The organism is Pedobacter frigiditerrae (assembly GCF_032678705.1).
GTDB classification, from domain to species: domain Bacteria; phylum Bacteroidota; class Bacteroidia; order Sphingobacteriales; family Sphingobacteriaceae; genus Pedobacter; species Pedobacter frigiditerrae_A.
Genome location: NZ_JAVTSS010000002.1, coordinates 1,204,982 through 1,231,541, shown reverse-complemented (window position 1 = coordinate 1,231,541; position 26,560 = coordinate 1,204,982). Strand labels below are relative to the sequence as shown.

At 34.5% G+C, this 26,560-nt stretch carries 26 protein-coding genes; 15 read left to right on the top strand and 11 right to left on the bottom strand.

The window, feature by feature from the left end; all coding sequences use genetic code 11:
* Window positions 1-75 precede the first annotated feature (75 nt).
* Together R2Q59_RS16085 and R2Q59_RS16080 are read right to left on the bottom strand one after the other, a co-directional pair.
* On the bottom strand, window positions 76-2,484 hold the full coding sequence (locus tag R2Q59_RS16085) for a M1 family metallopeptidase (protein ID WP_316786196.1): 2,409 nt from the start codon (window positions 2,482-2,484) through the stop codon (window positions 76-78).
* A 10-nt stretch (window positions 2,485-2,494) separates the two neighbouring features.
* Entirely contained in the window at window positions 2,495-3,079 is a 585-nt protein-coding gene (locus tag R2Q59_RS16080) for a HupE/UreJ family protein (RefSeq protein ID WP_316770904.1), read from the bottom strand.
* An 88-nt stretch (window positions 3,080-3,167) separates the two neighbouring features.
* Here R2Q59_RS16080 and R2Q59_RS16075 point away from each other — a divergent pair, with 88 nt between their 5' ends.
* From R2Q59_RS16075 to R2Q59_RS16025, 11 genes are all read left to right on the top strand, one after another.
* Entirely contained in the window at window positions 3,168-3,677 is a 510-nt protein-coding gene (locus tag R2Q59_RS16075; protein WP_316786195.1) for a DUF6702 family protein, read from the top strand.
* A 79-nt stretch (window positions 3,678-3,756) separates the two neighbouring features.
* A complete protein-coding gene (locus R2Q59_RS16070) occupies window positions 3,757-5,064 on the top strand; it encodes a polysaccharide deacetylase family protein (RefSeq protein WP_316786194.1) in 1,308 nt (435 codons plus the stop codon).
* Between the two features lie 164 nt (window positions 5,065-5,228).
* On the top strand, window positions 5,229-5,873 hold the full coding sequence (upp, locus tag R2Q59_RS16065) for a uracil phosphoribosyltransferase (RefSeq protein ID WP_316786193.1): 645 nt from the start codon (window positions 5,229-5,231) through the stop codon (window positions 5,871-5,873).
* Between the two features lie 21 nt (window positions 5,874-5,894).
* The gene (locus tag R2Q59_RS16060) at window positions 5,895-6,197 is read left to right on the top strand and encodes a DUF4160 domain-containing protein (protein WP_316786192.1); all 303 of its coding nucleotides are present in this window, start codon (window positions 5,895-5,897) and stop codon (window positions 6,195-6,197) included.
* Window positions 6,198-6,199: 2 nt separating this feature from the next.
* A complete protein-coding gene (locus tag R2Q59_RS16055; protein WP_316786191.1) occupies window positions 6,200-6,442 on the top strand; it encodes a DUF2442 domain-containing protein in 243 nt (80 codons plus the stop codon).
* A gap of 9 nt (window positions 6,443-6,451) precedes the next feature.
* A complete protein-coding gene (locus R2Q59_RS16050) occupies window positions 6,452-7,141 on the top strand; it encodes a YjjG family noncanonical pyrimidine nucleotidase (RefSeq protein ID WP_316770892.1) in 690 nt (229 codons plus the stop codon).
* A gap of 26 nt (window positions 7,142-7,167) precedes the next feature.
* Window positions 7,168-7,695 (top strand): DinB family protein, encoded by a 528-nt coding sequence (locus R2Q59_RS16045; protein ID WP_316786190.1) that lies wholly within the window; start codon window positions 7,168-7,170, stop codon window positions 7,693-7,695.
* Between the two features lie 4 nt (window positions 7,696-7,699).
* Window positions 7,700-8,287 (top strand): hypothetical protein, encoded by a 588-nt coding sequence (locus R2Q59_RS16040; protein WP_316770887.1) that lies wholly within the window; start codon window positions 7,700-7,702, stop codon window positions 8,285-8,287.
* Between the two features lie 30 nt (window positions 8,288-8,317).
* Window positions 8,318-9,637, top strand: a complete 1,320-nt coding sequence (locus R2Q59_RS16035; RefSeq protein ID WP_316786189.1) for a flippase — start codon at window positions 8,318-8,320, stop codon at window positions 9,635-9,637.
* Entirely contained in the window at window positions 9,634-10,281 is a 648-nt protein-coding gene (locus tag R2Q59_RS16030) for an FkbM family methyltransferase (RefSeq protein WP_316786188.1), read from the top strand. Before R2Q59_RS16035 ends, R2Q59_RS16030 begins: the two co-directional genes overlap by 4 nt.
* 14 nt (window positions 10,282-10,295) lie before the next feature.
* The gene (locus tag R2Q59_RS16025) at window positions 10,296-11,195 is read left to right on the top strand and encodes a glycosyltransferase (RefSeq protein WP_316786187.1); all 900 of its coding nucleotides are present in this window, start codon (window positions 10,296-10,298) and stop codon (window positions 11,193-11,195) included.
* Window positions 11,196-11,330: 135 nt separating this feature from the next.
* Here R2Q59_RS16025 and R2Q59_RS16020 read toward each other — a convergent pair whose 3' ends face one another.
* Both R2Q59_RS16020 and R2Q59_RS16015 read right to left on the bottom strand, forming a co-directional pair.
* Window positions 11,331-12,080 carry a class I SAM-dependent methyltransferase gene (locus R2Q59_RS16020; RefSeq protein ID WP_316770879.1) on the bottom strand — a complete coding sequence of 250 codons (750 nt, stop codon included), beginning with the start codon at window positions 12,078-12,080 and terminating at the stop codon, window positions 11,331-11,333.
* Between the two features lie 430 nt (window positions 12,081-12,510).
* Window positions 12,511-15,708: a S41 family peptidase gene (locus tag R2Q59_RS16015; protein WP_316786186.1), complete on the bottom strand. Its 3,198-nt coding sequence runs from the start codon at window positions 15,706-15,708 to the stop codon at window positions 12,511-12,513.
* A gap of 74 nt (window positions 15,709-15,782) precedes the next feature.
* Here R2Q59_RS16015 and R2Q59_RS16010 point away from each other — a divergent pair, with 74 nt between their 5' ends.
* From R2Q59_RS16010 to R2Q59_RS15995, 4 genes are all read left to right on the top strand, one after another.
* The gene (locus R2Q59_RS16010) at window positions 15,783-17,063 is read left to right on the top strand and encodes a glycosyltransferase (RefSeq protein WP_316786185.1); all 1,281 of its coding nucleotides are present in this window, start codon (window positions 15,783-15,785) and stop codon (window positions 17,061-17,063) included.
* Complete coding sequence (locus tag R2Q59_RS16005; RefSeq protein WP_316786184.1) at window positions 17,060-17,815, top strand: glycosyltransferase family 2 protein; 756 nt, start codon at window positions 17,060-17,062, stop codon at window positions 17,813-17,815. Before R2Q59_RS16010 ends, R2Q59_RS16005 begins: the two co-directional genes overlap by 4 nt.
* 5 nt (window positions 17,816-17,820) lie before the next feature.
* Window positions 17,821-18,525, top strand: coding sequence for a hypothetical protein (locus R2Q59_RS16000; RefSeq protein WP_316786183.1), 705 nt, complete (start codon window positions 17,821-17,823; stop codon window positions 18,523-18,525).
* Window positions 18,526-18,598: 73 nt separating this feature from the next.
* On the top strand, window positions 18,599-19,159 hold the full coding sequence (locus tag R2Q59_RS15995; RefSeq protein WP_316786182.1) for a type 1 glutamine amidotransferase domain-containing protein: 561 nt from the start codon (window positions 18,599-18,601) through the stop codon (window positions 19,157-19,159).
* A gap of 76 nt (window positions 19,160-19,235) precedes the next feature.
* Here the strand turns inward: R2Q59_RS15995 and R2Q59_RS15990 are convergent, their stop codons facing one another.
* From R2Q59_RS15990 to R2Q59_RS15960, 7 genes are all read right to left on the bottom strand, one after another.
* Window positions 19,236-19,835, bottom strand: a complete 600-nt coding sequence (locus R2Q59_RS15990; RefSeq protein WP_316786181.1) for a thioredoxin family protein — start codon at window positions 19,833-19,835, stop codon at window positions 19,236-19,238.
* 27 nt (window positions 19,836-19,862) lie between these two features.
* A complete protein-coding gene (locus tag R2Q59_RS15985) occupies window positions 19,863-20,579 on the bottom strand; it encodes a 3-ketoacyl-ACP reductase (RefSeq protein WP_316770865.1) in 717 nt (238 codons plus the stop codon).
* Between the two features lie 126 nt (window positions 20,580-20,705).
* Entirely contained in the window at window positions 20,706-21,632 is a 927-nt protein-coding gene (locus R2Q59_RS15980; protein ID WP_316786180.1) for a lysophospholipid acyltransferase family protein, read from the bottom strand.
* 433 nt (window positions 21,633-22,065) lie between these two features.
* Complete coding sequence (gene typA / locus R2Q59_RS15975) at window positions 22,066-23,868, bottom strand: translational GTPase TypA (protein ID WP_131551968.1); 1,803 nt, start codon at window positions 23,866-23,868, stop codon at window positions 22,066-22,068.
* A 338-nt stretch (window positions 23,869-24,206) separates the two neighbouring features.
* Window positions 24,207-24,986, bottom strand: coding sequence for an alpha/beta hydrolase (locus R2Q59_RS15970; protein WP_316786179.1), 780 nt, complete (start codon window positions 24,984-24,986; stop codon window positions 24,207-24,209).
* 76 nt (window positions 24,987-25,062) lie between these two features.
* Window positions 25,063-25,650, bottom strand: a complete 588-nt coding sequence (locus R2Q59_RS15965; RefSeq protein WP_316786178.1) for a Crp/Fnr family transcriptional regulator — start codon at window positions 25,648-25,650, stop codon at window positions 25,063-25,065.
* An 86-nt stretch (window positions 25,651-25,736) separates the two neighbouring features.
* Window positions 25,737-26,516 (bottom strand): ion transporter, encoded by a 780-nt coding sequence (locus tag R2Q59_RS15960; protein WP_316770852.1) that lies wholly within the window; start codon window positions 26,514-26,516, stop codon window positions 25,737-25,739.
* Between the last annotated feature and the right edge of the window lie 44 nt (window positions 26,517-26,560).

The following is a 26,560-nucleotide window of genomic DNA, read 5'->3' as shown; positions in this document are numbered from 1 at the left end:
CGTTTATTCCTCGGGTTTTTGTTTCGACCCTTCGACTACGCTCAGGGCGACAAAAATTCATCGCAATGCGAAATACTATTTAGATTTCTTCTCCATTTGCATTGGATTAGAACCAACAGATTGTCCTCTTGCTGGTGCGCCACCCGCTCGCATTTTAAACATTTGGAATTTAGATGGTGTCGAGCTTCCGCCCCAATTATTATTGGTTTCATCGATATCTGCTGTTTCACGCATTGGGTCTAATTTAATTGACACTACCTCTTTATCATGCACATAGAATTTAGAAGTTTTCAATTCATTCAATCTCCAAATCTGAGCTGGAATTCTATCAATCATTTTTGTTCCGTCTTTAAATGTAAACTCTACAATAATTGGCATTACTAATCCGCCTTTGTTACTGAAGTTTAACTCGTAAAAGAATTTGTTGCCATATTTTGCCTTTTCGTCTGCAGTAAATTCTTCCATTGGCAATCTAGCTGGCTGAGTACTTGGTTTTGCTGCCAAAGTTGTATCAACAGTAGCTAAACCTCTATCGTATTTCCAGTAAAAATCTCTTGCCGCTAAATCTTTATCGGTATAAAATTTCACATTTGCATCTTGGCGGTTTCTAATTTTAGAGATATCCTCAAAAGCATTTACCGCAGGTTGGTCAACCCTAACACCACCTGGTCTATTTCCGCCACCAAATCTACCCGCACCACCAGCTGCTGTTGTAGAGAAATCTGGTTTTGCATATCTTACGCTATCCAAAGAAATATCCACTGGGTCTGTTCCATAAAACCAACCTCTCCAGAACCAATCTAGGTCTTCACCACTTGCATCTTCCATTGTTCTAAATAAATCTGCAGGTGTTGGATGCCTGAATGCCCATCTTCTAGAATATTCCTTAAAAGCATAATCAAATAATTCGCGACCCATAATGGTTTCACGAAGTATATTTAATCCAGTTGCTGGTTTTGAGTAGGCATTTGGCCCGAAGTTTACAATGTTTTCTGAGTTAGACATGATTGGCTCTAACTGGTCTTTTGGTAATTTCATATAAGGCACAATGGTATAAGCAGGACCCTTTTTGCTCGGAAATTTATTATCCCAAAGTTCTTCAGTTAAATACTCTACAAAAGAGTTTAAACCTTCATCCATCCAAGTCCACTGACGTTCATCACTATTGATAATCATCGGGAAAAAGTTGTGACCAACTTCGTGGATAACTACCCCCAACATACCGTTTTTAGTGCTCTCACTGTAAGTTCCATCAGCATCTGTACGACCATAGTTGAAACAAATCATTGGATATTCCATTCCGTTAGCAGCCTCTATACTTTGCGCAACTGGGTATGGATAAGGAATGGTAAAATCTGAATAAGTTTTAATGGTATGTGCAACTGCACGAGATGAGAATTTACTGTAAAGACTATAAGCTTCTTTTCCATAAAAACTCATACACATCACGTTTTTACCTGCAATTGGTTGTGCCATTGCATCCCAAACAAACTTACGAGAAGATGTCCAGGCAAAATCACGAACGTTATTTGCTTGGAAAACCCAAGTTTTTTTAGCTTCTGATTTTTTAGTTTCCGCTGCCTTTGCTTCAGCTAAAGTTACAATCTCAACTGGAGCAGTAGTACTTGTTTTAGCCTTGTTATATCTTGCTAACTGAGTTGGTGTTAACACTGCGCTGTAGTTGATACATTCTCCAGTTGAGCCAACCATGTGGTCTGCTGGAACTGTCATTTGCACCTTGTAATTTCCAAAAGTTAAAGCAAATTCACCTCTTCCAGTAAATTGGTGGTTTTGCCATCCTTGAAAATCGCTATACACACACAAACGTGGGAACCATTGTGCCATAGTAAATAAGTGGTTGCCATCTTGGGGAAAGAACTCATATCCACCACGACCACCACCAGCAATTCTATCAGTAATTTTATAACTCCAATCAATGTTGAAGATAAACTGAGTGCCAGACTTCATTGCAGGCACTTCAATACGCATCATTGTTTTGTTAATCGTATAGCTTAATCTTTTACCAGTTGCATCAGTTAATTTTTTGATGGTGATACCATAACCATTACTTTCAGTTTTTGGCGCTAAATTATCCACCTGTGCAGTAGTTGCACCAGCAGGCATTCTGCTGCTATTTTGATAACCAGCATTTCTTAAATTGTTATGCTCATTCTCATCTAACTGAATCCAAATGTAGGTTAACACATCTGGCGAATTATTATAGTAAGTAATCGTTTCACTACCATTTAAGGTTAGATTTTTTTCATCAAGTTCGCACTTAATGTTATAATCGGCCCGTTGCTGCCAATATTTTACACCAGGTGCACCACTTGCGGTACGCTGCTCGTTGGGCGTGTTTAAAATTGTACCCAATTGTTCGAATTTATTTCCGTGGTTACTACCAGGATTATTCAAAATGTTTTGAGCAACGGCAATTTGACTTGTAATTGCCAATAAAGTGAAAAGTTTGTAAAATTTATTCATCGTATATTGATTAATAAGGAATTCGTTCTAAAGCCATTTTTAAAGCCAGGCTAAACACGGCTGCTGATAAAAATATAACCCAATCTCTTCTTTTGATTCTAAAAAAAGATAATCCGACCCAAGTTGCGCATAAAATGATGATGACAAAAGCAATTTGTCCAACTTCTAAACCCACATTAAAACCAAATAAGCCCCAGCCAATATTTTGGTCTTTGGCCAACATCATTCTTACCGAGTTTGCAAATCCCATTCCATGGACTAGCCCAAACAGCAATGCAAGATAGTAATTTGTATTTACTGCTTTTCTCGAAAAATCCTTTTTAAATAAATTACTTAGTGCTGTAATGAATATGGTGCAAGGTATTAAGAATTCTACCCATTTGCTTGAAAATCTAATCATATCTAAAACGCTTAACAATAAAGTTAAGGAATGTCCAATTGTAAAAGCAGTAACCAAAATTAAAACCTGCTTTAAGTTTTTAGAAGTGTAAACAGTTACTAGCGCCAGTATAAATAATTGATGGTCTAGGGCATCTAAACTCACAATGTGCGACCAACCTAACTTGAAATAAAACAGAAAATCTGTTAATGGCATAATGAATGTGTGTTATTCGTATAGCTTTGTTATTTTTGACACGCTAAAAATAAATTCTTTTTTATCATTTTAACAAAATCGTAAACAAATGGCAGCTATCTATTCAAAATTGTTACTTGCTTTAATGATTTTTCCATTTTTTTTGGAACCATCAGTTAAACATCCACTACACGTGAGTACAACAGAGATAGAATTTAACTCTAAAGAAAAAAATTTAGAGATTAGCTGCCGCATCTATACTGATGATTTTGAAACCGTGTTGGCAAAACAGTTTAAAACAAAAGTTGATTTGAATAAACCAGCCATGCATAAAGCAATGGATGAACTGGTGAAAAAATACATGAACACTAATCTTCAATATAAAATTAACGGGAAAAATCTAACTGCTACTTATGTGGGTTTTGAGCGAGATAATGAGGCTACAAATGTTTATTTGGAGATTGAAAATGTAACTTCCTTGCAAAGTTTAAGCTTAAGCAATAGCATTTTGTATGATTTATTTGATGACCAAATGAACATCCTCCATGCTGTAAAAGCTGGAACAAGAAAAAGTGTAAGGGCAAATTATCCTAATAAAGGATTGAATGTTACCTTCTAGCTAAAGATTACATAATAGTTCAAAACTTTTACATTTTCTTACTACAACATTTAACTTTTAGGAATATCTTTAAGCAATTATGCCTTTGTTAATTTACACACCTAAAGTTACTCCTCGAATAAAATATATATTCAATTTTATTTTCAGGGAGATTTTAATTTGCGATTTTGAATTTACTAGCATTGCTGCAGACTTTGCTAAAAGTAGCTTACCTAAAATTAGCTATAATGATTTGCCATTGGGCGATGAACCTTTCTTTGGTTGCTCTCCTCTATTATTAAAACATAAGCTTGAGCCAATAGATGTTAACCTTACTGTATTTGGTGACCAACAAGTTCCTTTCAAAGTTGAAAATGGGGCATTGCCATTTGACGTTTTTGCCGCTTCGTTTTACTTCTTGAGTAGATACGAAGAATATTTACCATTTGAAGCAGATGAACATCAACGCTATCCTGCTGAAGTAAGTTTACAATACAAATTAGCTATTTTAAAAACCCCAATAATTGATAATTGGGCCATTATTTTAAAGAATATCTTGGTCAAAAAATTCCCCAATCTAACATTCGGCAGAAGGAAGTTTCAATTTGTGCCAACAGTTGATGTAGATAGGGCTTTCCAATTTAAATCGAGCGGCTTAATAAAAAATACTGCTCGAATAATTAAGGCCGCTGTAAACTTAAACACCGATAAAATTGTTGACATACTTAAAACGGGCTTAGGTCAAAATGACCCTTTTGACACCTATGAATATCTAACCGAAATCCATACTCAGTATAGGCTTAAACCAATTTTCTTTTTCTTATTGGCTAGAAAAGGTCATGAAGAATATGACCAGAACATAAACCCAGAAGATGATGCCTTTAAAACCCTAATAAGTGATATTTCTCAAAATGCACAAATTGGTATTCATCCATCTTATGCTTCAAATACTGAAACGAAAAAGATAAATGAAGAGCTGATTGCCTTGCAGGAAATAACGCAGAAAAAAATTGATGCTTCTAGGCAACATTTTTTAAAGATACATTTACCTCAAACCTATTTACAATTAATAAAAGCCGGAATTAATCACGATTATTCGATGGGTTATGCTTCTCAAGTTGGCTTTAGAGCAGGTACTTGTACTTCATTTTTTTGGTATGATTTACAACTAGAAAAACAAACCTATTTAAAAGTACACCCATTCGCTGTGATGGATGTGACTTTACAACAATATCTAAAGTTAAAACCAATCGAAGCCATTGCCAAAGTGGATGAATTAATGTCGAATGTTAAATTGGTAAATGGAACATTCTGTAGCTTATGGCATAATGAATCGCTTTCTGAAAGTGGCAAATGGAAAGGCTGGAAAGCTGTTTATGATGAAATGTTAAAGAATTCTTTGGATTAAAAAGGTTTGGCCCCTAAGACACGAAGTCAGTAGGGAAAAATTAAATTGTCATTCAGAGCGAAGCGAAGAATCTCAAGTAAAAAAAGAAAATTATTACTTCCTCAAATGAGATTCTTCATTGCATTCAGAATGACAAAGCCGCAGTTTTTCCTTATCTTTATGATATGATTTTCGACTTAAGCAGAACAAATTCTATTGCCAATACCTTCATTGCCGAAATGAGGGATGAAACGATTCAAAAAGATTCGATGCGTTTCCGCAAAAACTTAGAACGGTTGGGAGAATTTTTTGCTTATGAAATCAGTAAATCCTTAACTTATACGGAAATTGAAACCCAGACACCACTTGGCATTGCTAAAAGTAAGATTTTAAAAGAGCAACCCGTATTAGCCACTATTTTAAGAGCTGGTTTACCGATGCAACAAGGCTTGTTAAATGTGTTTGACAAGGCAGATTGTGCATTCATCACTGCTTATCGCAAAACCAAAAAAAGTGGAGACTTTATCATCCAGATGGAGCATATTTCTGCACCTGATTTAGAAGGGAAAACGGTAATTTTGGTCGACCCAATGTTGGCCACAGGATTAAGTATGGTACTTTGTGCCAAGGAATTAATTAATCGTTATAAAATTGAAAAACTACACATTGTAGCCGCCATCGCAAGTACAGAAGGCATCAAACACGTCAGAGCTAACTTACCTAAAGCAGATTTATGGCTAGGTGCTATTGATGAGGAAATGACCAGTAAATCTTATATTGTTCCTGGTTTGGGCGATGCTGGAGATTTGGCTTTTGGAATTAAGTCATAAAAATCAATTAAGTACTGAAAAATGCCAAAATTATACGAATATTTAGGTTTAATAATCTTATTCTATTCCAATGAACATAAGCCAATTCATGTACATGGGAAATATCAGGGTATGGAAAGTAAAGCTGAAATAATTTTTGTTGATGGTGTTTTTAAAGAAATTAGAATCACAGATGTTAAAGGCAAGAAACCTTTGGACAAGAAAAACCTAAAGAATTTCAGTACTTTTGTAGAAGCGTATAAGCTTGACATCGTGAACAAATGGATTGAATTTTTTGTTTACAACAAAGCAATAGAACCAGAAATCATTACTAAAAAACTATAGTTATGGTTATAGAGATTAATAAAGCAGATTATTTAGAAGACTTTAAAATTAGATTTGTATTTTCTGATGGGCAGGAACGTACGATTGATTTTACTGATTTTTTACAATCTGCTAAAAACCCAATGACTAAAAAATATTTGGATAAAAAAGAATTCAAAAATTTCAAAATTGAATTTGGAGATATTGTTTGGAACGATTATGAAATGTGTTTCCCTATTTGGGATTTACATGAAGGAAACTTATAACTATTCAAATTGACTAAACATATTTTCTTCGACCTTGACCATACCATTTGGGATTTTGACCGCAATGCACAAGAAACTTTATTAGAGCTTTATGAAGTTTATCAATTAAAAACTTTGGGCTTGCAATCGGCCATTGAATTTATAGAAAGATATACCGAGAATAATCATCGCCTTTGGCAACAATATCATTTAGGAGAAATTACAAAGGAGCATTTAAGGCAAGAGCGTTTTAGGAAAACATTTTTAGATTTAGGCATCAAACCAGAGCACGTTCCTCACCAATTTGAGGATGATTATGTAAGAATTAGTCCGACCAAAACTAACTTATTTGCTGGGGCTGAAAAGGTGTTAGCTTACCTTCAAAAAAAATATCAATTACATATTATTTCTAACGGATTTAAAGAAACTACGCTAACTAAAATGCATCTTTCTGGCTTGAATCCATATTTCACAAACGTGATAATCTCAGAGGATGTTGGAGTAAACAAGCCTAACAAACTCATTTTCGAACACGCTTTGGCTAAAGCATCAGCCACTAAAGAAGAAAGCATCATGATTGGAGATAGCTTAGAAGCAGATATTCGCGGTGCGCAAGATTTTGGACTGAAAGCTATTTTTTTTAATCCGCTAAATGCAGAAAAACCTGATGATGTAGAATGGCAAATTTTTCATTTAGAAGAGTTGTTAAATCACTTTTAAATGAGAAATAGTTCTAACTTTATTAAATGAATACATCCCGTGTTTATAAATCGATTACGAAAATAGTAAATGCTTATAAGGCTAAATTAGCTACAAAAAGCGAAGAAGATTTTGTTTTAACTCCAATAAATGGTGGTTGGAGTTATAGTGAAGTCTATTCTCACATCTTTGACTCCAGTCTATTATCTTTAATGGCTTTGAATAACTGCATAAAGGGTGATGGAGAAAAAAAACCTGCTCATTTTGCAACAATAATGATTTTATTTTTTGGTGCTCTTCCTCCTGGAAAGAAATATAAAGTACCTAAAAGATTAGCCGAAAGGGTTAAAAAAATTAACTTGATGGGTGCTGAACAATTTATGACAGATTTTGAATTACAACTGATACAAGTTTTGCCTCAGATTAAAAAAGCAGACCCAAAAATCAGGACAAAACATCCGAGATTAGGTTATTTAAATGCAGGACAGTGGCTAAGATTTATTGAAATCCACTTAAATCATCATTTAAAACAATTAGTAAGAATAGAAAAAGGGTTTAAGAAACAAAAAGTATAAATTTATGAAACGTTTACTTTACATTTTGGTAATTGTTGGCTTCACCTCTTGTAACACAAAAAAACCTGAACCTACTCAGAATTATGTAGCTAAACCAGAAGATTTAGCCAGTTTAAATCAGCGAATAAAAACTCCAGTTGTAAATCCGGTTGGCACTTCAGGTGGGTTAAATCCAGCTCATGGGCAACCTGGGCATCGCTGTGATATAGCTGTTGGCGCTCCATTAAATTCTCCTGCAAAAACTACAACATCCGCTGTTCAAACTACAACAGTCGCTCAACCTGTTACAGCACCGACAGCCGTTACAACCACACCTGCGACTCAAACTGCGACAGTAAATGCAAAAGGAGAAAAGTTGAATCCTGCTCATGGACAACCAAATCACAGATGTGACATTGCTGTTGGCGCTCCATTAAACTCAAAACCTACTCAAGCCGTGATTAGTACACCTAATCCAAAAGTTACTGTTACACAACCTACAGCAACTACAACACAAGTCCCTTTATTAAATGAAAAAGGTCAAAGGTTAAATCCTGCCCACGGACAACCAAACCACAGATGTGATATTGCTGTTGGTGCTCCATTAACCTAAAACCTCAATTATTTTTACATCTTTGCGTTAATGAAGCTACCATTTCTAAAAGGTTTTGACGAACAAGCATTAAACAAGTATTTAAAAAATACGGGTTGGTTAATGTTCGGGAAGGTTTTAGGCTTAGCAGCTTCACTTGTTGTTACCCGTTATTTAGGCCCAGAATTATTTGGCGATTTAAGCTTTGTATTGGCATTAGTTACCATAACGGGTGCTGTGGGTGCCTTGGGTTTAGATACATTTATCATTAGGGAAATTATAAATGAACCTAACAAACGTGATGAAATATTGGGTACAGCTTTATGCTTAAGGTTAATTACCAATAGCGCTTTAATCCCTATTACAATTGGTATTTATTTAATATTCCATTATTTCTCAGCCACACCAGGAGATAATTTAAGCACATTTGTTGTATTGCTTTCCTTTATTTCGGTGTTTAAATCCTTTAACGTAATAGATGCCTATTTCCAATCTCAAGTACAGTCAAAGTATGTTGTTCATGTACAAAATAGCTGTTTATTTATTACAACAGGGTTGAAGTTTGCAGTGGTATTGCTGGGCTTACCCTTAATATATTTAGTGCTGGTATTGGTATTTGATGCCTTCATTTTGGCAACTGGTTTAATCATCACTTATCAAAATAAGGGCATTAGCATATTTAATTGGAGTTTTAATAAAACAAGGGGCATTAAACTATTAAAGCAATCTTTCCCATTGATATTGTCTGCAGTGATGGTTACGGTTTATATGAAAATTGACCAAGTAATGCTGAAATCAGTTGGAAGTGCAGCCGTTGGTATTTATGGCGCCGCAGCAAATTTAAGTGAAGCTTGGTTTTTTATTCCAACTTCAATTATTTCTTCTGTTTTTCCAGCAATTATAAATGCTCGTAAAACGGATTTAGAACGTTATCAAAAACGTTTAAAAAATCTTTACGATTTATTGGTTTTAATCAGTTTACCTGTAGCCATCTTTATCAGCATATTTGCTAATGATATTATTCACCTTATTTACGACACGAAATTTGAAGGCGCTGGACCAATGTTGTCTATCCATATTTGGTCGGGCATTTTTGTATTTCTAGGAGTAGCAAGTTCACAGTTCTTGTTAGCAGAAGGTTATACCAAAATCTCTTTTTACAGGACTTTAACGGGCGCAATTATTAACGTTTTGCTTAATTTGTGGTTAATTCCTTTATATGGTGGCGTTGGCGCATCTATCGCTACATTAATTGCCTGCTTCATCTCCACATTCTATCTTTTATTTATCCCCAAAACACGCCAACAAGGAATAATGATGTTAAAATCACTATTTTTGGTGTCTGCATTTCAAAAAATATTTAAACGTTGAGTAAATTCAAAGCATTAGCAACATTAGTAAGCAAGCCGAAAAGGCTTAATGCCCTTTTATCTTATGGTCATAAAGGATATTTAGCCACCATCGGCTGGTTTACGGCCTTTGATACCCATCAAGCGGTGGATGCAGCTGGAGAACCTTTACCATGGGTAACTTACTCCTTCATCGATTTTATCAAAACCAGATTAACAAAAGACCTTTCGATTTTTGAGTATGGCTCTGGAAATTCAACTCTGTTTTACGCTAAAAGGGTTAAAAGAGTAGTTTCAGTTGAGCACGATGAAGCTTGGTTTAATAAAATTGTACAAGAGAAAGCAACAAACGCCGAAATGATTTTTACTCATCTAGAAAAAGGTGGAGAATACAGCAAAAAAGCTGCTTTACTTGGTGAAAAATTCGATGTGATTATTGTTGATGGCAGAGACCGAGTTAATTGTAGTAAAAACAGTGTTGAAGCTTTAACACCGAATGGTGTGTTGGTTTTAGATGATTCTGAAAGAGAAATTTATCAAGAAGCCAGAACATTTTTAACTGAAAAAGGATTTAAAGAATTACCATTTACGGGCATATCTCCAGGATTGTTTTATAACAAGGCAACTTCTATTTTTTACAAGGCAGATAACTGTTTGGGCATTTAAACCGTTAGCAAATTATGCAAAATCTTGCCCCAATTTCTTTATTTGTTTACAATCGCCCTCAACATACCGAGCGTACTCTAAAGTTTTTAAAACAGAACGAACTAGCAGCAGATAGCAGATTATTTATTTTCTCTGATGGAGCAAAAAGCACAGCTGATGAAGATAAAGTCGCCGAGGTTAGGGAGTTCATTAAAAAAGTTGATGGGTTTAAATCTGTAGAGATTATAGAAAGTAAAACCAATATGGGTTTGGCTAACTCTGTAATTGCTGGCGTAAACAAATTAACTTCAACTTATGGTCAAGTTATTGTTTTTGAAGATGATTTAATTTCTTCTCCATATACATTGACCTATTTTAATGAGGCTTTAAATCGCTATCGCGATGAAGAAAAAGTAATGCATATTGGTGCTTATATGTATGCTTTGAAAGATGACACCTTACCAGAAAGTTTCTTTTATAGAGCAGCTACGAGCTGGGGTTGGGCAACTTGGGCAAGAGCTTGGCAAAACTTCGAACCAAATATTGATACCTTGATAGAACAATTCGATTCTAAAAAGAGAAATGCTTTTTCTATAGAAAACACCATGAACTTTTGGAAACAGATGGAAGGTTTTAAAAGTGGCAAAAATAACTCTTGGGCCATTAGATGGTATGCTTCCATATTCTTAAAAGGCGGATTAACCTTAAACCCTTCTCAATCATTAGTCAATAATATTGGACACGACGGAACAGGTATTCACTCTGGAATGAGCGATATTTATAATGTGATTATTAATCCGCAGCCAATCAAAGAATTTCCAACCGTTGTTGTTGAAAACCAAAAGGCTTATCAAGCTATTAAACACTTTTTAGCCAATAGAAAAGGGAGTTTATGGGCGAGGATTAAAAGATATATTAAGGAGAGATTGAATTGATACTTTACTAGATAACGTCGTGCTGAATTTTTCAGAAGTCTATATTGATTTTGGTCCTCAAGAGAGCTTCGCTGTTTATTTTAGCATCCTCTTTGCAAGGCAGACCCTGAAATAAATTCAGGGTGACGGAATATGTTATTTTTTCCTAGCCTCCAAAATAATATAAGGAGATAATTGTTTCGAATCAAATGGAAAGATTTTAGAAAATACTTTTCCGGCAACCCAAATTGACTTTTTAAGTAACCTCACTCCTGCTGACTTTTGCTTTTCATTCTCCAGCCAAACACTAAAGCCTCCAAAAAAACGAGATTGAATAACTTCTAAGCCTGCGTCCTTACAAATTTGGGCAAGCAAAGCTGGATTCATACAATCGATATTATGTTTATCGTAATTATCCTTATCAAAATTCTTTTGAAACCAGCCATTTACAGCGTTAAAGTTTGGCAAAGTGATAAACAATGTTCCACCTGGTTTTACAAAAGCAATATGTCTGTTTATAATATCTGCCGTATCATTAAAGTGTTCAATTAAACCGCAGCTAAGTACTAAATCATATTGTTTTTCGGGCTGATATTTAAATAAATCTGTTTCGATGATATGAATATCATCAACTGCCAAATCATTTGTTTTTAGCAATTGTTGTGTAATAGGAGGATGAACGAAATAATCTAATAGTGTAACATCGAGTTTTAGATATTTCTTCAGAAAAACTGCGTAATAACCAGGAAAACCACCTAATTCTATCGCTGTTTTCACATTTTGTTTTTGTACAATATCAGCCAGTTGGCGATGAAATAAATAATTTTCTGGTATTACAACCGACAAATCAGTTTTACTTTCCCAATACTTTACCCAAAAATCTCTGTCGGTTAATAAATTACTCATTCTTAATTTTATTCTAGCCTCAAAGAAACGGAAAAAGGTTAACTGTTAAAAATGATTAGTTGAATTAGTCTCAACGATTAACCATCTTTAAAGTCAAAGATATCATATTAGGCAATCTTTACTTGTGGTTGGTGTTATCACCAATCCACATAACTACAAAATTGGTCGGTGATAACACCGACCAAAGGTCAAATAGTGTCAGTCTGAGCGTAGTCGAAGACCATTTTAATTTGTCAAAATCAAAAAAGATTCCTTCGACTACGCTCAGGATGACATCTTTTTTGTGCTATTGCAACTGTTATAAAGGTATATCTTGTAGATCTACACCCAGTACGTCATTGCGAGCAAAGCGAAGCAATCTCCTTTCCGCAGTAGCAGCAATGAGATTGCTTCGCCCTGTGAAAAACAGATGCTCGCAATGACGTCTTTTTTATTTCAACTGTTTCAAAATCTCTGCAACAGCTCTTTCTATTTGTGGGTCTCTATTTGCCAGTCTATCTTCAAAAGTATTTTTTACAAAAATATCCGGTTTCACACCTTCTTTCTCCAAATCCTGTCCATCCATTGTATAACATCCCCATGATGGTAAACGGTAAGAAGAGCCATCTACCAAGCCTTTTGCTGAGGTAAAAATTATCCAACGGTAAGTTTCAGTTCCGATGATTTTTCCCAATTTCAGTTCTTTAAAACCCGCTGCTGTCATTTCTGCATCACTTAAAGATTGTTCGTTAATTAGCAAAACAATAGGTTTTGCTGCAGGCGCAAAGTTGCTTTGAGGAGATAATTTACCACCACGATATTTCCATTGCAAATAAGGTCTTTGAGAAAGAAATCTTAAGACTTCATCGTGAACATTTCCGCCTGTGTTATATCTTAAATCTAATATAATGGCTTCCTTGTTATTCTCTTGCTCAACCATATCTAATAGGAATCTTTCTAACTCGCCACCACCCATATTTTTCATATAAGAGTAAGCAATGCGATTATTCCCCAACTTATCTACATTATCACGATTTTGATTAATCCACTCATCATACAGATTTGTTTTTAAAGCTCCAGAACTCTGCGGATGAACATTTACAGTAACAGATTTACCACTTCGTAAAAATGTTAAGGTCATTTCTCTATCTAAGGATGGCTTGCTGAAATAGTAATCCCTATCCATTTTTTCATCAACCTTAACTCCATTTACTTGAGTTAAAACATCTCCAGCTACAATTTTATCACCCACTAAGGCTGCATTACTTTTGGCAGCTATTCTTTCTACTTTATAAGGATTTTCATTAGAGAAAATCAACCCTGTTTCGTTTGTAACATAATTTAAGTTTTTACGTTCTTCTGCACCAAAACTATTAAAGCCCATGTGCGACGAGTTTAACTCTCCTAACATGTCATTTAGTAATATCCTTAAATCAGTTCTACTGTTTACGTAAGGCAGGTAAGCCGCGTATCGGGTTTTCATTTTCTCCCAATCTACATTATGAAATTTATCGTCGTAAAAGTTTTCATCTAAACCAACCCAAGTCTCATAAAACATTTGGTTAAACTCTGCATTTAAGTTTTTGCTGAATTTATAAGCAATGTTTATTTTATCTAATTTATTGCCTTCCAAACTGTATTTACTAATTTCTCCTCTGGTTAAAGTAAAAAATTTATCGCCACTTGCTACAATGTTAAAATCTCCTCCATCGGTAACTTTTTCTGTTTTATTAGCTTCAAACTGTTCAATTGTAGTTCTAAAAATACCAGGTGTTCCTCCTTCATGGTTCGATGCAAAAAACACATACGTTTTATCGCCTTTGGCAAATACATCTGCTAAATATTGTCCACCAAATGGTTGGCTTACCAACTCAATTCTATCTAGAATTTTTTGAGTGTTAATGGTAATTAAAACGGGAGGTTTTGGTGTTGGTTTGGTTTCAGTTTTTTTCTTAGCTGTATCTGTAGGCTTAGATTTGGCCTTAGGGTCAGTTATTGCAGGTTTTACATCTTTGGGTTCTCCTGGTTTATCTTCTTTAAACAACTCATCAAATTTATCTGAACGGAAAGGTGCATCGTAGTTATTTAGCGCCATACGATAAACGTGTGGGTCTTGCAATCCGCTTGGGTAAGATGGTTTTAAACGAGAACTGGTAAAGAAAATATATTTGCCATCTGGCGACCAAACCGGACTAGTTTCTGTAACACCAGTATTGGTTAAATTGATTGTTTTATTGGTTTTAATTTCGTGAACTAATACATCTTGTTCAAAATTTCTAAAGGCTGTAAATAAAACATATTGGTCATTTGGCGAAAAGTTAGGTGTTGAGTTTTGAATCGCCCAAAATTCATCCTTAACAATCGTTTTGCTTTCTAAGGTTTTTAAATCTAGTATTCTTAACTCATTTCTTCCACTCAAGTAAACGGCTAAAGTTTTGGTTTTATTAAAAGTGATATCACGATTATTTGCTTTGTCTGAAGTTAATTGCTTAGTTGTTCCTTTTCCATCGCCAGTAATGGTAAACCAATTCTGATAACCATTAATGGTCTGATTAAATAAGATTGTCTTATTATCAGCCATCCATTTAACCTCTAAAGCACGCTCCCCAGTATTGCTTATTTTACGAACAAATTTTCCTTCTGCATCACTCACAAAAATTTCTCCCCTAGAAATAAATGCTAATTTTTTGCCATCAGGCGATGCATCAAATGCAGAAATGGTTCCTTTAACATCATATTCTTGCTCTTTACTTAAAATCTGATTTCTGGTAGAACTGATGCTAACCTTCTCTACCTTTTTAGAAGCAACGTCATAAGTATACAATTGATAATCTTTCTCGAAAACTATTGTTGTTCCGTTTGCTGCAACAAATGGACGTTTAATGGAAGTTTCAAATTTCGTTAAAGCTGTTTTTTTGCCTCCTATAAAAGTGTACAAATTGTATTCTTCGTTACCTTCATCAGATACAAAATAGATATTCCCTTTTTGGTCTATGCTGGTCCAAAAATCCTTACCAATAAAATCTGTATAGCGTTTATAAGCTTTCGTTTTTGGGTTGTAAGATTGTATATCTGGGTTATACGCTCCCTTGTAATGTTTTCTATTGGCAGCATTTCTACTTTCCCAAGTATCGCTAAAGAAAAGTTCGCCATTTGGTGCTTCTACAATGTTGTGAGTAGTATTAAAAAAATTGTCGAACAAGCGAACTGCTGTCCCTCCATTTACACCAACCTTATAGCTTGAGGCAGAATTATATCTCGTTGAGGTAAAGTATATTGTTTTAGAATCCCAACTCCAGTTATCAACTTCATCTGTGCCATCGTTGAAAGTTAATTGTCTAATATCTCCACCTGCCATTGGCATTAAATAAACATCGTTATTACCAAATTGGTTAGATGAAAATGCTAACCATTTGCCATCGGGCGATATTTTTGGATTAATTTCATCTCCAACCATTCCTGTAATTCGAGAAGCCAAACCACCTTTTACTGGCACTTTCCAAATATCACCATCATAACTAAACACAATTGTTTGTGCATCAGGGCTTAAAGAAGGGTAAGCCGTAAAATAAGTTTGGTCTTGCGCATTTGTTAAAATTGGAAATACCAATAGCATTACGCAAAGCGTTTTAAAGATGGTTGTTTTCATGAATTAGTTTGTTTGTTGATTGGTTGGCTGAAAATACACAACAATTTTATAATCCTAAACAAATAAATGTATTTTTGATTGATTTGAAAGTTGTACACCTAAATACCTACGATGGAAATGGAGGAGCCGGAAGAGCTTGTCTCCGTTTGAGTAATGCATTGGTAGAAAATGGCATAGACTCTAAAGTAATTGCTTATTACAAATTCGGCAAAAACCCTAAAATTGCTACTTTTACCAAAGGCATTTTTGCTAAAATAAAAGCAGTTTTTAACATCATGGCAGAGCGATATTTGGCAAAAATATTTGTTAAAGCTGTAAAAACACCTTTCTCTTTACAATGGTTTGGCAAATCAATCATTAATCATCCCGACTTAAAATCAGCAGATATTATTCATTTACATTGGGTTAATCACGGGTTTTTAACACCTAAATTTTTGGCAGAAATTGATGAATTGGAGAAGCCAGTAGTTTGGACTTTCCACGATAGCAATGCTTTTACTGGTGGTTGTCATGTGCGTTACAGTTGCGAGCATTTTCACAAACAATGCGGCGATTGCCCAATCTTAAAACTGAGTGGCAAAAACGACATCTCCCACAAAAATTGGTTACGCAAACAAAAAGCTTATTCAGAATTTAATTTCCACATTGTGGCACCAAGCCGATGGATGTCTAACTCGGTTAAGCAAAGTAGTTTATTGGGCATCAGAAATGTTTCGGTTATCCCAAACACCATAGAAATTGATGTTTTTAAGCCTTATGTAAAAGCAGAAGCCAAAAAAATCCTAAAAATTCCTGCTAATCACTTTGTGTTAATGAGTGGATTTATGCCTTCTAAAAACGATAAACATAAAGGAACTCAATATCTAATTGATGCCTTAAACGAGCTTGCTGCCCGCCCAGAAATACCTAACGAATTAATTGAGCTGGTTATTTTTGGAAACAAGGATGAAAAAGATGTGCCAACATTCCCTTTTAAAACAACTTTTTTGGGCACCATCAACAAAGACGAACATTTGGCCAAATGTTACGCAGCTGCGGATGCCTTTATAACGCCATCTCTGGAAGACAATCTGCCAAACACCGTAATGGAAAGCTTGTCTTGTGCTACGCCTGTAATCGCATTTAAAACTGGCGGAATACCAGATATGGTTAAACATTTAGAGAATGGGTATTTGGCCAATTACGAATCAGCATCTGATTTAGCTGATGGAATCGAATGGTTGATTTTACACGAAGACAAGGAATCGGTTCAAAAGGAAGCCAGAAGAACAATTTTAAATCATTTTGCTCCTACAGTTGTTGCCACTAAACACGAAGAATTATATCAGACACTAATTAACGCTTTGCCTCAATGACCGTAAATCCTAAACTTAGCGTAATTACCATCGTTTATAATAATGCAAAAGATATAGAAAGAACGATGCTTTCGGTATTAAATCAAACCTACACCAATATTGAATATATTATTATCGATGGCGCCTCAAATGATGGCACTGTTGATATCATTAATAAATACAAAGATAGATTAGCAATTGTCGTGTCTGAACAAGACAGGGGAATATATGACGCCATGAATAAAGGTTTGGCTCTAGCCACAGGCGACTATGTTTTGTTTATGAACTCAGGCGATGAAATTTATGCGCCAGAAACAGTGACTGATGTTTTTTCTTCAGCGGCAGCTGGAGATATTTACTATGGAGAAACCGAGATGTTTGATGAAAACTGGAAAAGTTTAGGACAACGTAGGCACAGAGCGCCAGAACATTTCGATTGGCATAGTTTCAAATTTGGGATGAATGTTAGTCACCAAGCGATTTACATTAAAAGAAGCTTAACCGAACCTTATGATTTGCAGTATAAATACAGCTCAGACATAGATTGGATTATTAAGGCAGCCAAAAAATCATCTAACGTAGTAAATACGCATTTATACGTGGCAAAGTACTTAGTAGGCGGAATGTCTAAGAAAAAACACTTGGCTAGCTTAACAGAGCGTTTTAAAATTTTAAGTCATTATTATGGCATCATACCAACGGTGATTAATCACATCTTCATTGCATTTAACTTGGCGCAATATTTCATTAGGCATAGAAGGACTAATGATTAAAGAAAATGAACGAAGAGCTTAACGAGATATTGCGGTTTTATGAGGAAGAAAAGCAAGGGCTTGAAGACATTATTAAATCCTATATTAAAGAATTTGAGTATAAAGCTGCTTATTTTCACTCGAAAAGATTAAAAAAAGTTAGTCAAAAAATTCAGCTCCTAAAAAACTTAAGCAATCCTTATTCTGACAAGATAGAGAGTTTACAAAGAATGAGGGAGATGTATAACATTGTTAATCCCATCTTAAAAGATAATACAGAATATTCAAATTACCTAGCTAACCAAAAAAACAATATTGATATTCAAATTGAAAATCTAATTAATCAAAATAAAGGCGAACGATTAGATGGACAAGAATTTGATGACTTAATTTTTAGTCTCGTTGAAGACCGATTGCAAAATTTTAGATTTTATCTTAATAAGGAATCAAATCTTTTTTTAGACTTTAAAAAAAATAATAACTCATTAGTTATTAGTATCCCAAATTATAATTCTTTAAAAGAAGACCACATTCTTAGAAAATCATCAATTAGGTTATTAAAGGGAATTGGAATGAAAAAAGATAAGATTGAAAAGAAATTAATTTTAAATTTCCCACTTTATAATTTCAAAAACTCAATTGAAATTAAAACTTTAACTAGTAGAATTATCTATGATGGATTTGGCTATCATAATCTTAAAAACCCTTCTATAATTTTAATTATTGAATAACGAATCTCATATTCTAAAAACAATAATTTCCAATAGCTGTATTTAATACATCAATTTATTAAATACATTAGTTATGGGACAATTAAGTAATCGCACTATTGCAGTGCTATCAGAAAATGGGTTTGAAGAAAGTGAATTAACTGAACCAGTAAAGAGATTAAAAGAGGAAGGTGCAACTGTACACATTATTTCTTCTAAAAGCGGTAAAATTAAAGGCTGGAGCGATGGTAATTGGTCGGGTGAAGTTGAGGTAGATAAAACTCTAAGTGAAGCAAATGCTGATGATTATAATGGCTTGGTATTACCTGGAGGCGTGATTAACCCAGATAAGCTTAGAGCTAATGAAGATGCAATAGCATTTGTAAAAGCATTTTTTGAAGCAGGAAAACCTGTAGCTGCTATTTGCCACGGGCCACAAACATTAATAAATGCAGGTGTGGTTGAGGGACGAAAAATGACATCGGTAAAAAATATTTCACAAGATTTAATTAACGCTGGAGCAGATTGGTCTGACGAGGAAGTGGTTGTGGACCAAGGCTTGGTTACTAGCCGTACGCCTAAAGACTTACCAGCATTTAATGATAAGATTGTGGAAGAATTTGCTGAAGGTGTTCACGAAGGACAGCATGCTTAAATTATTTCAATTAAAAAGCCGCAGATTGTAATATCTGCGGCTTCTCTTTCTTCTATATATTGAAGAATTATTTAAATTATTTCTCAGAAGTCTTTACAGGTGTAGTTGTGGTTTCAGGCTTGTAAGCAGGGTCATTTTTTCTGAACCTTGCGTAAATTTTTGCCAATTCAGCATCAGTTAGTTTTGTAGTTGCTTTAAGCGATTTAACGAAAGAATCTACCTCTTCTTTTGCTGCTGGACAACCTATAATATTCTTTCCCTTTACCTCCATTCCTACACCTTCTGGTCTTAAATGAGAATCAACAAGCAATTTGCCATTCTCATCAAAAATAAACCACAAAGGAATTCCGAATCCATCACTATTGTATTTTTTCATCAAATCCATAGCACCAGGATTTTCTAAATTTTCCTTGCCTTTAGATTCCATTACAATTAGATGTTTTATCACAAAACTTTTATCAAAATATGCTTTCAGTTCTGGGTCATTCATACTATCATCCATTTTGTGGCACCAACCACACCATGAAGCACTAAACTTAACAAATACTTTCTTCTTTTGTGCTTTAGCTTCTTTAAAAGCTTCAGCTAAAACTTGGTCAGACGATGGAGGTGAAGTTTGTGCAAAAGTTGTATTGACAACAAACATTGCAATAAACGCAAATAACAAGTTTTTCATAATTAAAAGGGATTATCTTTTACTAATTTAAGGATTTGTAGACCAAATTCCACTTTCTTTAACGAAAACCCTTCTGTTTAATTTCAATTGAGCAATTAATAGTTCTGCAAAATCTTCTGGTTGCATTACTTTATCAGGATTTCCATCTGTTAATTTCAAATCAATTGCCATATCTGTAGCAACCGTGCTAGGCAACATTGTACTTACTCTAATATTATGTTTACGCACTTCTTGCATTAATGATTCTGACAAACCAATCAGCCCAAATTTTGATGCGCTATATGCACTTGTTACCGCAGCTCCATTTTTACCAGCAGTTGATGAAACATTAATGATGTCTCCAATTTGTCTTTCTATCATTTCTGGCAACACCGCCCTAGTTACATAATAAACTCCTAATAAATTAATTTCGATAATTTGTTTCCATTGTACTGGCTCCAATTCCATAAACTTACCGAAAGCACCAACCCCAGCATTATTTATCAAGATGTCAATTACACCAAGTTCTGCTTTTACTTTGGCAACAGCCGAATTTACAGCATCAATATCTGAGACATCTGCAATGGCTATTGAGGTTCTTACATTGTATGTTCTTAACCCTTCCGCAACGGCAATTAGGTCTTTTTCAGTTCTTCCAACTAATCCAACGTTTACTCCTTCTTGAGCTAAAGCTATTGCGATTGCTTTTCCTAAACCTTTACCTGCTCCAGTAACTATAGCATTTTTTCCTTGTAGTGATTCCATAATAATTGTATTGAAACACTAAAGTAGAGAAAAGGGAATTTAGAGAAGTTTGGTTGATGTAAAATTTGGGATTAGCTACTTAATGGTAAAAGCTAAAAAATGAATTAATATCAAAATTCAATATAATTAACCCTCGATATTTTCTTCTTTCAAATCTTTTGATAATCTTTCTCGAACTGGTTTTTCTGGTTTATATTTCCACCTCCTATGACTCCAAAGCCAATAAGCTGGTTCTTCTCTAATGAAATCCTCTAAAAAACGAGTATGTAATTCGGTTATTTCAAATTCTGCGGTGCTTGCAGGATTTAAAGAAATAGGCACACAATCAACTTCGTAGTAACCACGTTTTACATAACTGGTTTTTAAAAAAAATACTGGTCTATTAGTTTTCTTAGCTATTTTTTCTAGACCGAGTTGTATTGAGGCCTCTTGATTTAAAAGTGTTGTCCAATATTGAGAATCTTCTTTTGACGGTGCTTGGTCGCTGCCAAAAGTAAACATACTTGGGTAATGCTTGGTAGACTGAATTGCCCTGATTGTTTGACGCATTGAAATCATCTGGTTGCCAAATCTACTTCTCATGTTAAAAAACCAGTTGTCAAAAATCTTACTGCTTAATGGTTTGTAAATTGGGTAATGTTGGCCAGAAAATGTCATTCCAATGGACATACAAACCCATTCGTAATTTCCATAATGAGAGGCACAAAAGAGTATGCTTTCGTTGTTCTTTAGGTAAGCTTCAACTAAATCTACATTTTTGAATTTTACACGCTTATTTAGCTCCTTTTTAGAGATACGTTGCATTTTGATAATCTCAAAAAATAAATCAGCAAAATATTTATAGAATTTCTTTTCTATTGCAATAATTTCATTAATGTCTTTTTCGGGAAATGAATTCAGTAGATTTTCTCTAACTACTTTTTTTCGATAGCCAAAAACTCTATAAATTAACAAATAAAAAACATCGCTTAAAAGGTATAAAAAACCTAAAGGCAATAGAGATAATGACTTTAAAAAATATATTCCTAGGTAGGGAAATGCCTTTTTAAACATAAAAATAAGGGTGATAATGCAAATTTAAAACCTTTGGGAATATTAATTGCCACCCGATTGTTAGATTTTTAAATTGTTATGTTATAGCGACTTATAGCATTTCATTATCATTCGTGAATGATATGCAGATAATTTAAGGCTTGTCATTAAAGCGCTTGCAATGAAAAGGTTCATAGTTGCACAATCCTTTCAACTCTAAACCTTATTGAAGCGGTATCCTTTGTAGCGAAGCGAAAAAGATTTAGCGGAAAGAAGGGCTAACATTAATTGACGCTGTGTCTTTGCTTTTCTAAAATCTTTTACCACCTAAGGCACCAAAGAAAACCTAAGCACATTGTAATACAAGACGACCTTTGCTTTCTTAATCTTTAAACAAAAAAGCCTGTAAACTTACGCTTACAGGCTTTTATATTTAAATTCTAATAAGGAATTATTAGTTTTTACTACCGTTTGCTTTACGTAATTGTTCTGTTAAGAAGATTTTACGTAAACGCATACTTTGAGGCGTTACTTCAATATATTCATCAGCTTGGATATACTCCATACATTCTTCTAAAGAGAATTTAATAGCTGGTGCGATACGAGTATTATCATCTGTACCAGAAGCACGCATGTTAGTTAACGCTTTTCCTTTAACAATATTGATTACCAAATCATTATCGCGAATGTGCTCGCCTAAAATTTGACCTTCGTAAATGTCTACTCCTGGATCCACAAAGAAACGGCCTCTATCTTGTAACTTATCGATAGAATAAGCAGTAGTCATACCTTTATCCATAGAAATTAATACACCATTTAAACGACCAGGAATTGTACCTTTCCAAGGCTCGTAAGCTTTGAAACGGTGTGCCATAATCGCCTCACCAGCAGTTGCAGTTAATACGTTGTTACGCAAACCGATAATACCACGAGCTGGGATTTCGAATTCTAAGTGCTGTAAATCGCCTTTTGGTTCCATAATTAACAACTCACCTTTACGCTGAGTTACCAATTCAATTACCTTACCAGCAACATCACCCGGTACATCTACAATTAATGTTTCAATTGGCTCACATTTTTTACCGTCAATTTCTTTAACGATAACTTGAGGCTGTCCAACCTGTAACTCATAACCTTCACGACGCATCGTTTCGATTAATACTGATAAATGGAGAATACCACGGCCATAAACTAACCATGAATCTGCACCTTGAGTTTCAACAACTTTAAGTGCAAGATTTTTCTCCATTTCCTTCATCAAACGATCTTTTATACGTTGTGAAGTAACCAATTTACCTTCTTTACCAAAAAACGGAGAGTTGTTAATGGTAAACAACATGTTCATTGTTGGCTCATCAATACTAATTACTGGTAATTGTTCTGGTGCCTCAAAATCAGCGATAGTATCACCAATATCAAAACCATCAATACCTACAACCGCACAAATATCTCCAGAACCTACTTCTGTAGTTCTAATTTTACCTAAACCTTCAAAAGTATAAAGTTCTTTTACTCTAGATTTAACCATTTTACCATCACGTTTAATTAACGTAATAGGTTGGTTTTCTTTAATAGTACCACGGTGTACACGTCCAATTGCAATACGACCAACAAAAGATGAATAATCTAATGATGTAATTTGCATTTGTAAAGTACCTTCGTTAATTGGTGCAGGTGGAATAGTAGCCACAACTGTATCCAATAACGCAAAAATATCTGTAGTTGGCACTTTCCAATCAGTACTCATCCAACCTTGTTTAGATGAACCGTAAATTACAGGGAAATCTAATTGGTCTTCAGTTGCTTCTAAGTTAAAGAATAACTCAAAAATTTGCTCGTAAACCTCTTCTGGTCTACAGTTTTCTTTATCAACTTTGTTTACAACAACAATTGGTTTTAAACCTAAAGCCAAAGCTTTTTGCGTTACGAAACGAGTTTGAGGCATTGCACCTTCAAAAGCATCACATAATAACAATACACCATCAGCCATTTTCAATACACGCTCAACCTCACCACCAAAATCCGCGTGACCAGGAGTATCAATGATGTTAATTTTTACGTCTTTATATTGTACCGAAACATTTTTAGAAACGATTGTGATCCCACGTTCACGCTCTAAATCATTGTTGTCTAATATCAACTCTCCTTTTTGTTCGTTATCACGAAAAACAGAACAAGAGTGTAAAATCTTATCAACCAATGTAGTTTTACCGTGGTCAACGTGTGCTATAATAGCTATATTTCTAATCTTTTGCATAAAATGCGCCTATAAATTTGGCGCAAAGATATGATTTTTAATTGGATTTTTAAGGGTTTTACCTACTATTTATGTCATTATATTTTTGTTAAATTTTGATAGTCAATAGATTGTATGCTACCTGTGCGTCATTTCGACCGCAGCGCAGCGAGGAGAAATCTGTTAGTGTTTAATAGGTAAAGCAAAACCAATGCTCATCGGAAACATCAGTCCCGCTCTTTGCTACAATCTTTTTTAAATGTCCTTCGACTACGCTCAGGATGACATTCAAAAAAGGATTTTCGCTCCGATCGGGTTTAGTTAACAAAAACCTGTGCTAAAATTCAAGCCTTCCTTGCCTATTTACTAATCCAATTGTAAACGTAAGTAGCTACTTCTTCCCAGTTTTCATCACCACAAATGTAGTGACCTCTACCTTCGAACATTTTAAAGTCTGTGATACTATCTGCATTTTTGTAAGCTTTAAAATTTCTTTTGTTTAAGCTCGCAGGCATAATGTTGTCTTTTTCGCCTGCAATAAACAACAAAGGTTGATGCGCTTTTTTGAAATCTACTTTAGCATAACTTTTTAAAGTTCCCCAAGCAATTGCCCTACTTTCTGGCACTGCAATTTCATCAAACACTTTATCTGATTCTACTCTTGACAAAGTATTACCAAAAGTATAATGAAACCATTCCTTAGTAGGCATAAAAACAGAGTTGCCTTTAAATGGATTAACTACTGTGAAATTAGATTTCCAAAAACTAAACTCGAAAGGAATAACACCCATTGGGGGAGCACCATCTATCATTACACCAGCTTCGCCTTTACCTAAATCCATTAATTTCTGAACGGTTAAACCTCCTAATGAATGACCGATAAGGATTGGTTTTTCTGGTAAGGCATCAATAAATTTTACTAGGTTTTCTACAACATCTACAAAGTTCACCTTGGTTAAATTTAGGTCGATGTTGGTTCTTAAGTCTGCAGGATTACCTGAGTGAGATGGGTTTGCTGGATTGTAAACTGTATAACCTTTTGCTTCGAAGAAAGCTTTCCAACCTTCCCAGCTTAAGTTGTTTACAAATAGACCATGTACTAATACGATTGTTTTTGATTTTAGATTTAAAGTTTTCATAATGTTTTTTCTTTTAATTTGATGACTCAAATCTCCAGCTTAAAAACATCAATAATTTTAACCTAAGTTAAAATCGTCATTTACCTGTTAATCTTTTTCTTATCCTACTTAAAGACGGTCCTTGAATACCTAAATAAGAAGAAATATGATAAAGCGGAATGCTATTAAAAATTTGTGGATGGTATTTAATTAAATCGAGATAACGTTGCTCGGGTGTTTTAAAAAAGAAACTTTCTGTTCTGTCCATTGCAATGTTAAAAGCTTCCTGAGCCAGCAACCTACCAAAAGTTTCCCATTGATGCGATTGCTGATAGAGCTTCAATAAATCATCTATATGGATATAAACAACCGTTGCATCTGTCATCGCTTGCGTATGGTAATCGCAAGGCATTTGATTAATGAAACTCTTAAAAGTAACTACAAACTGATTTCCAGAATAAAGAAAGACATTTTTCTCTTCGCCACTTTTTTCATCCACAACATAAGAGCGAAATACACCTTCAATAATAAATCCTAAAAACTTACAAACGGTTCTATGCTGATTATAAAACTCTCCTTTTTTATATTGTTTTAGTTTCCAATGTGGCTTAGAATGTTCAAATTCTTGAGCATCCATTTTGGCAAATTGAGAGAAGGCGAAAGCAACAACGTCTATTTCTTGCATTTATTGAGCAGTTAATTTTAGCCAATCTTCATCAGATTCAACTCCTAATTCTGGCCGGCTATCTCCCTCTAATATCGCTATAAATTCTAAAACTTCAATCCACACTGATTACAATAATGTGCATCATCAGGATTATCATGTTTGCAAACTTCACAAACCTTATCCTCTGATTTATTTTTAGCCAATTCAACAGAAATAATTCCAGTAGGTACGGCAATTATGGCATAACCCATAATCATGGCTATGGATGAGAGAAATTTGCCAAGAACCGTTTGCGGAACAATATCGCCAAAGCCAACAGTTGTTACGGTAACAATTGCCCAATAAATACTTTGCGGTATACTGGTAAATCCATTTTCGCCGCCTTCAATAACGTACATTAAAGTGCCTAGAATTACCATAATAGAAATAACCACCATTAAAAAGACGGCGATTTTATAACCGCTTCCTTTCATCGCTAAAAGCAATTTTTGGGCTTCTCTATTAAATCTAACTAGTTTTAATATTCTAAACACCCTTAACAACCTAAATATTCTAATGGCCAATAAATAATGGAAACCAAAGTTAATTAGCTCTAAATAAGTTGGCAAAATAGAAAGCAAATCTACTAAACCCCAAAAACTAAAAATATATCTGAAAGGTGTTTTACTACTCCAAATCCTTAATAAATATTCAATAGTAAATAATATAGTGATTGTCCATTCGGCATAGAAAAAGAAATTGGCAAATCTTCCGTTTAGTGAGGGTACACTTTCTAAAACAACAATTACAACACTAATTAGAATTACCCATAAAAGAATAATATCAAACAACTTGCTTGATTTGGTATCATGTCCAAAAATAATCTGGTTTATTTTTTCTCTCATCCTGCAAATTTGTACTAAAAACAATTTAAGATGTAAGAAGTTCT

Excerpts from the sequence above, each read along its gene's own strand:
- R2Q59_RS16085 (WP_316786196.1), bottom strand. The coding sequence starts at position 2,484 with ATGAATAAATTTTACAAACTTTTCACTTTATTGGCAATTACAAGTCAA.
- R2Q59_RS16080 (WP_316770904.1), bottom strand. The coding sequence starts at position 3,079 with ATGCCATTAACAGATTTTCTGTTTTATTTCAAGTTAGGTTGGTCGCAC.
- R2Q59_RS16075 (WP_316786195.1), top strand. The coding sequence starts at position 3,168 with ATGGCAGCTATCTATTCAAAATTGTTACTTGCTTTAATGATTTTTCCA.
- R2Q59_RS16070 (WP_316786194.1), top strand. The coding sequence starts at position 3,757 with ATGCCTTTGTTAATTTACACACCTAAAGTTACTCCTCGAATAAAATAT.
- upp (WP_316786193.1), top strand. The coding sequence starts at position 5,229 with ATGATTTTCGACTTAAGCAGAACAAATTCTATTGCCAATACCTTCATT.
- R2Q59_RS16060 (WP_316786192.1), top strand. The coding sequence starts at position 5,895 with ATGCCAAAATTATACGAATATTTAGGTTTAATAATCTTATTCTATTCC.
- R2Q59_RS16055 (WP_316786191.1), top strand. The coding sequence starts at position 6,200 with ATGGTTATAGAGATTAATAAAGCAGATTATTTAGAAGACTTTAAAATT.
- R2Q59_RS16045 (WP_316786190.1), top strand. The coding sequence starts at position 7,168 with ATGAATACATCCCGTGTTTATAAATCGATTACGAAAATAGTAAATGCT.
- R2Q59_RS16040 (WP_316770887.1), top strand. The coding sequence starts at position 7,700 with ATGAAACGTTTACTTTACATTTTGGTAATTGTTGGCTTCACCTCTTGT.
- R2Q59_RS16035 (WP_316786189.1), top strand. The coding sequence starts at position 8,318 with ATGAAGCTACCATTTCTAAAAGGTTTTGACGAACAAGCATTAAACAAG.
- R2Q59_RS16025 (WP_316786187.1), top strand. The coding sequence starts at position 10,296 with ATGCAAAATCTTGCCCCAATTTCTTTATTTGTTTACAATCGCCCTCAA.
- R2Q59_RS16020 (WP_316770879.1), bottom strand. The coding sequence starts at position 12,080 with ATGAGTAATTTATTAACCGACAGAGATTTTTGGGTAAAGTATTGGGAA.
- R2Q59_RS16015 (WP_316786186.1), bottom strand. The coding sequence starts at position 15,708 with ATGAAAACAACCATCTTTAAAACGCTTTGCGTAATGCTATTGGTATTT.
- R2Q59_RS16005 (WP_316786184.1), top strand. The coding sequence starts at position 17,060 with ATGACCGTAAATCCTAAACTTAGCGTAATTACCATCGTTTATAATAAT.
- R2Q59_RS16000 (WP_316786183.1), top strand. The coding sequence starts at position 17,821 with ATGAACGAAGAGCTTAACGAGATATTGCGGTTTTATGAGGAAGAAAAG.
- R2Q59_RS15995 (WP_316786182.1), top strand. The coding sequence starts at position 18,599 with ATGGGACAATTAAGTAATCGCACTATTGCAGTGCTATCAGAAAATGGG.
- R2Q59_RS15990 (WP_316786181.1), bottom strand. The coding sequence starts at position 19,835 with ATGAAAAACTTGTTATTTGCGTTTATTGCAATGTTTGTTGTCAATACA.
- R2Q59_RS15985 (WP_316770865.1), bottom strand. The coding sequence starts at position 20,579 with ATGGAATCACTACAAGGAAAAAATGCTATAGTTACTGGAGCAGGTAAA.
- R2Q59_RS15980 (WP_316786180.1), bottom strand. The coding sequence starts at position 21,632 with ATGTTTAAAAAGGCATTTCCCTACCTAGGAATATATTTTTTAAAGTCA.
- typA (WP_131551968.1), bottom strand. The coding sequence starts at position 23,868 with ATGCAAAAGATTAGAAATATAGCTATTATAGCACACGTTGACCACGGT.
- R2Q59_RS15970 (WP_316786179.1), bottom strand. The coding sequence starts at position 24,986 with ATGAAAACTTTAAATCTAAAATCAAAAACAATCGTATTAGTACATGGT.
- R2Q59_RS15965 (WP_316786178.1), bottom strand. The coding sequence starts at position 25,650 with ATGCAAGAAATAGACGTTGTTGCTTTCGCCTTCTCTCAATTTGCCAAA.
- R2Q59_RS15960 (WP_316770852.1), bottom strand. The coding sequence starts at position 26,516 with ATGAGAGAAAAAATAAACCAGATTATTTTTGGACATGATACCAAATCA.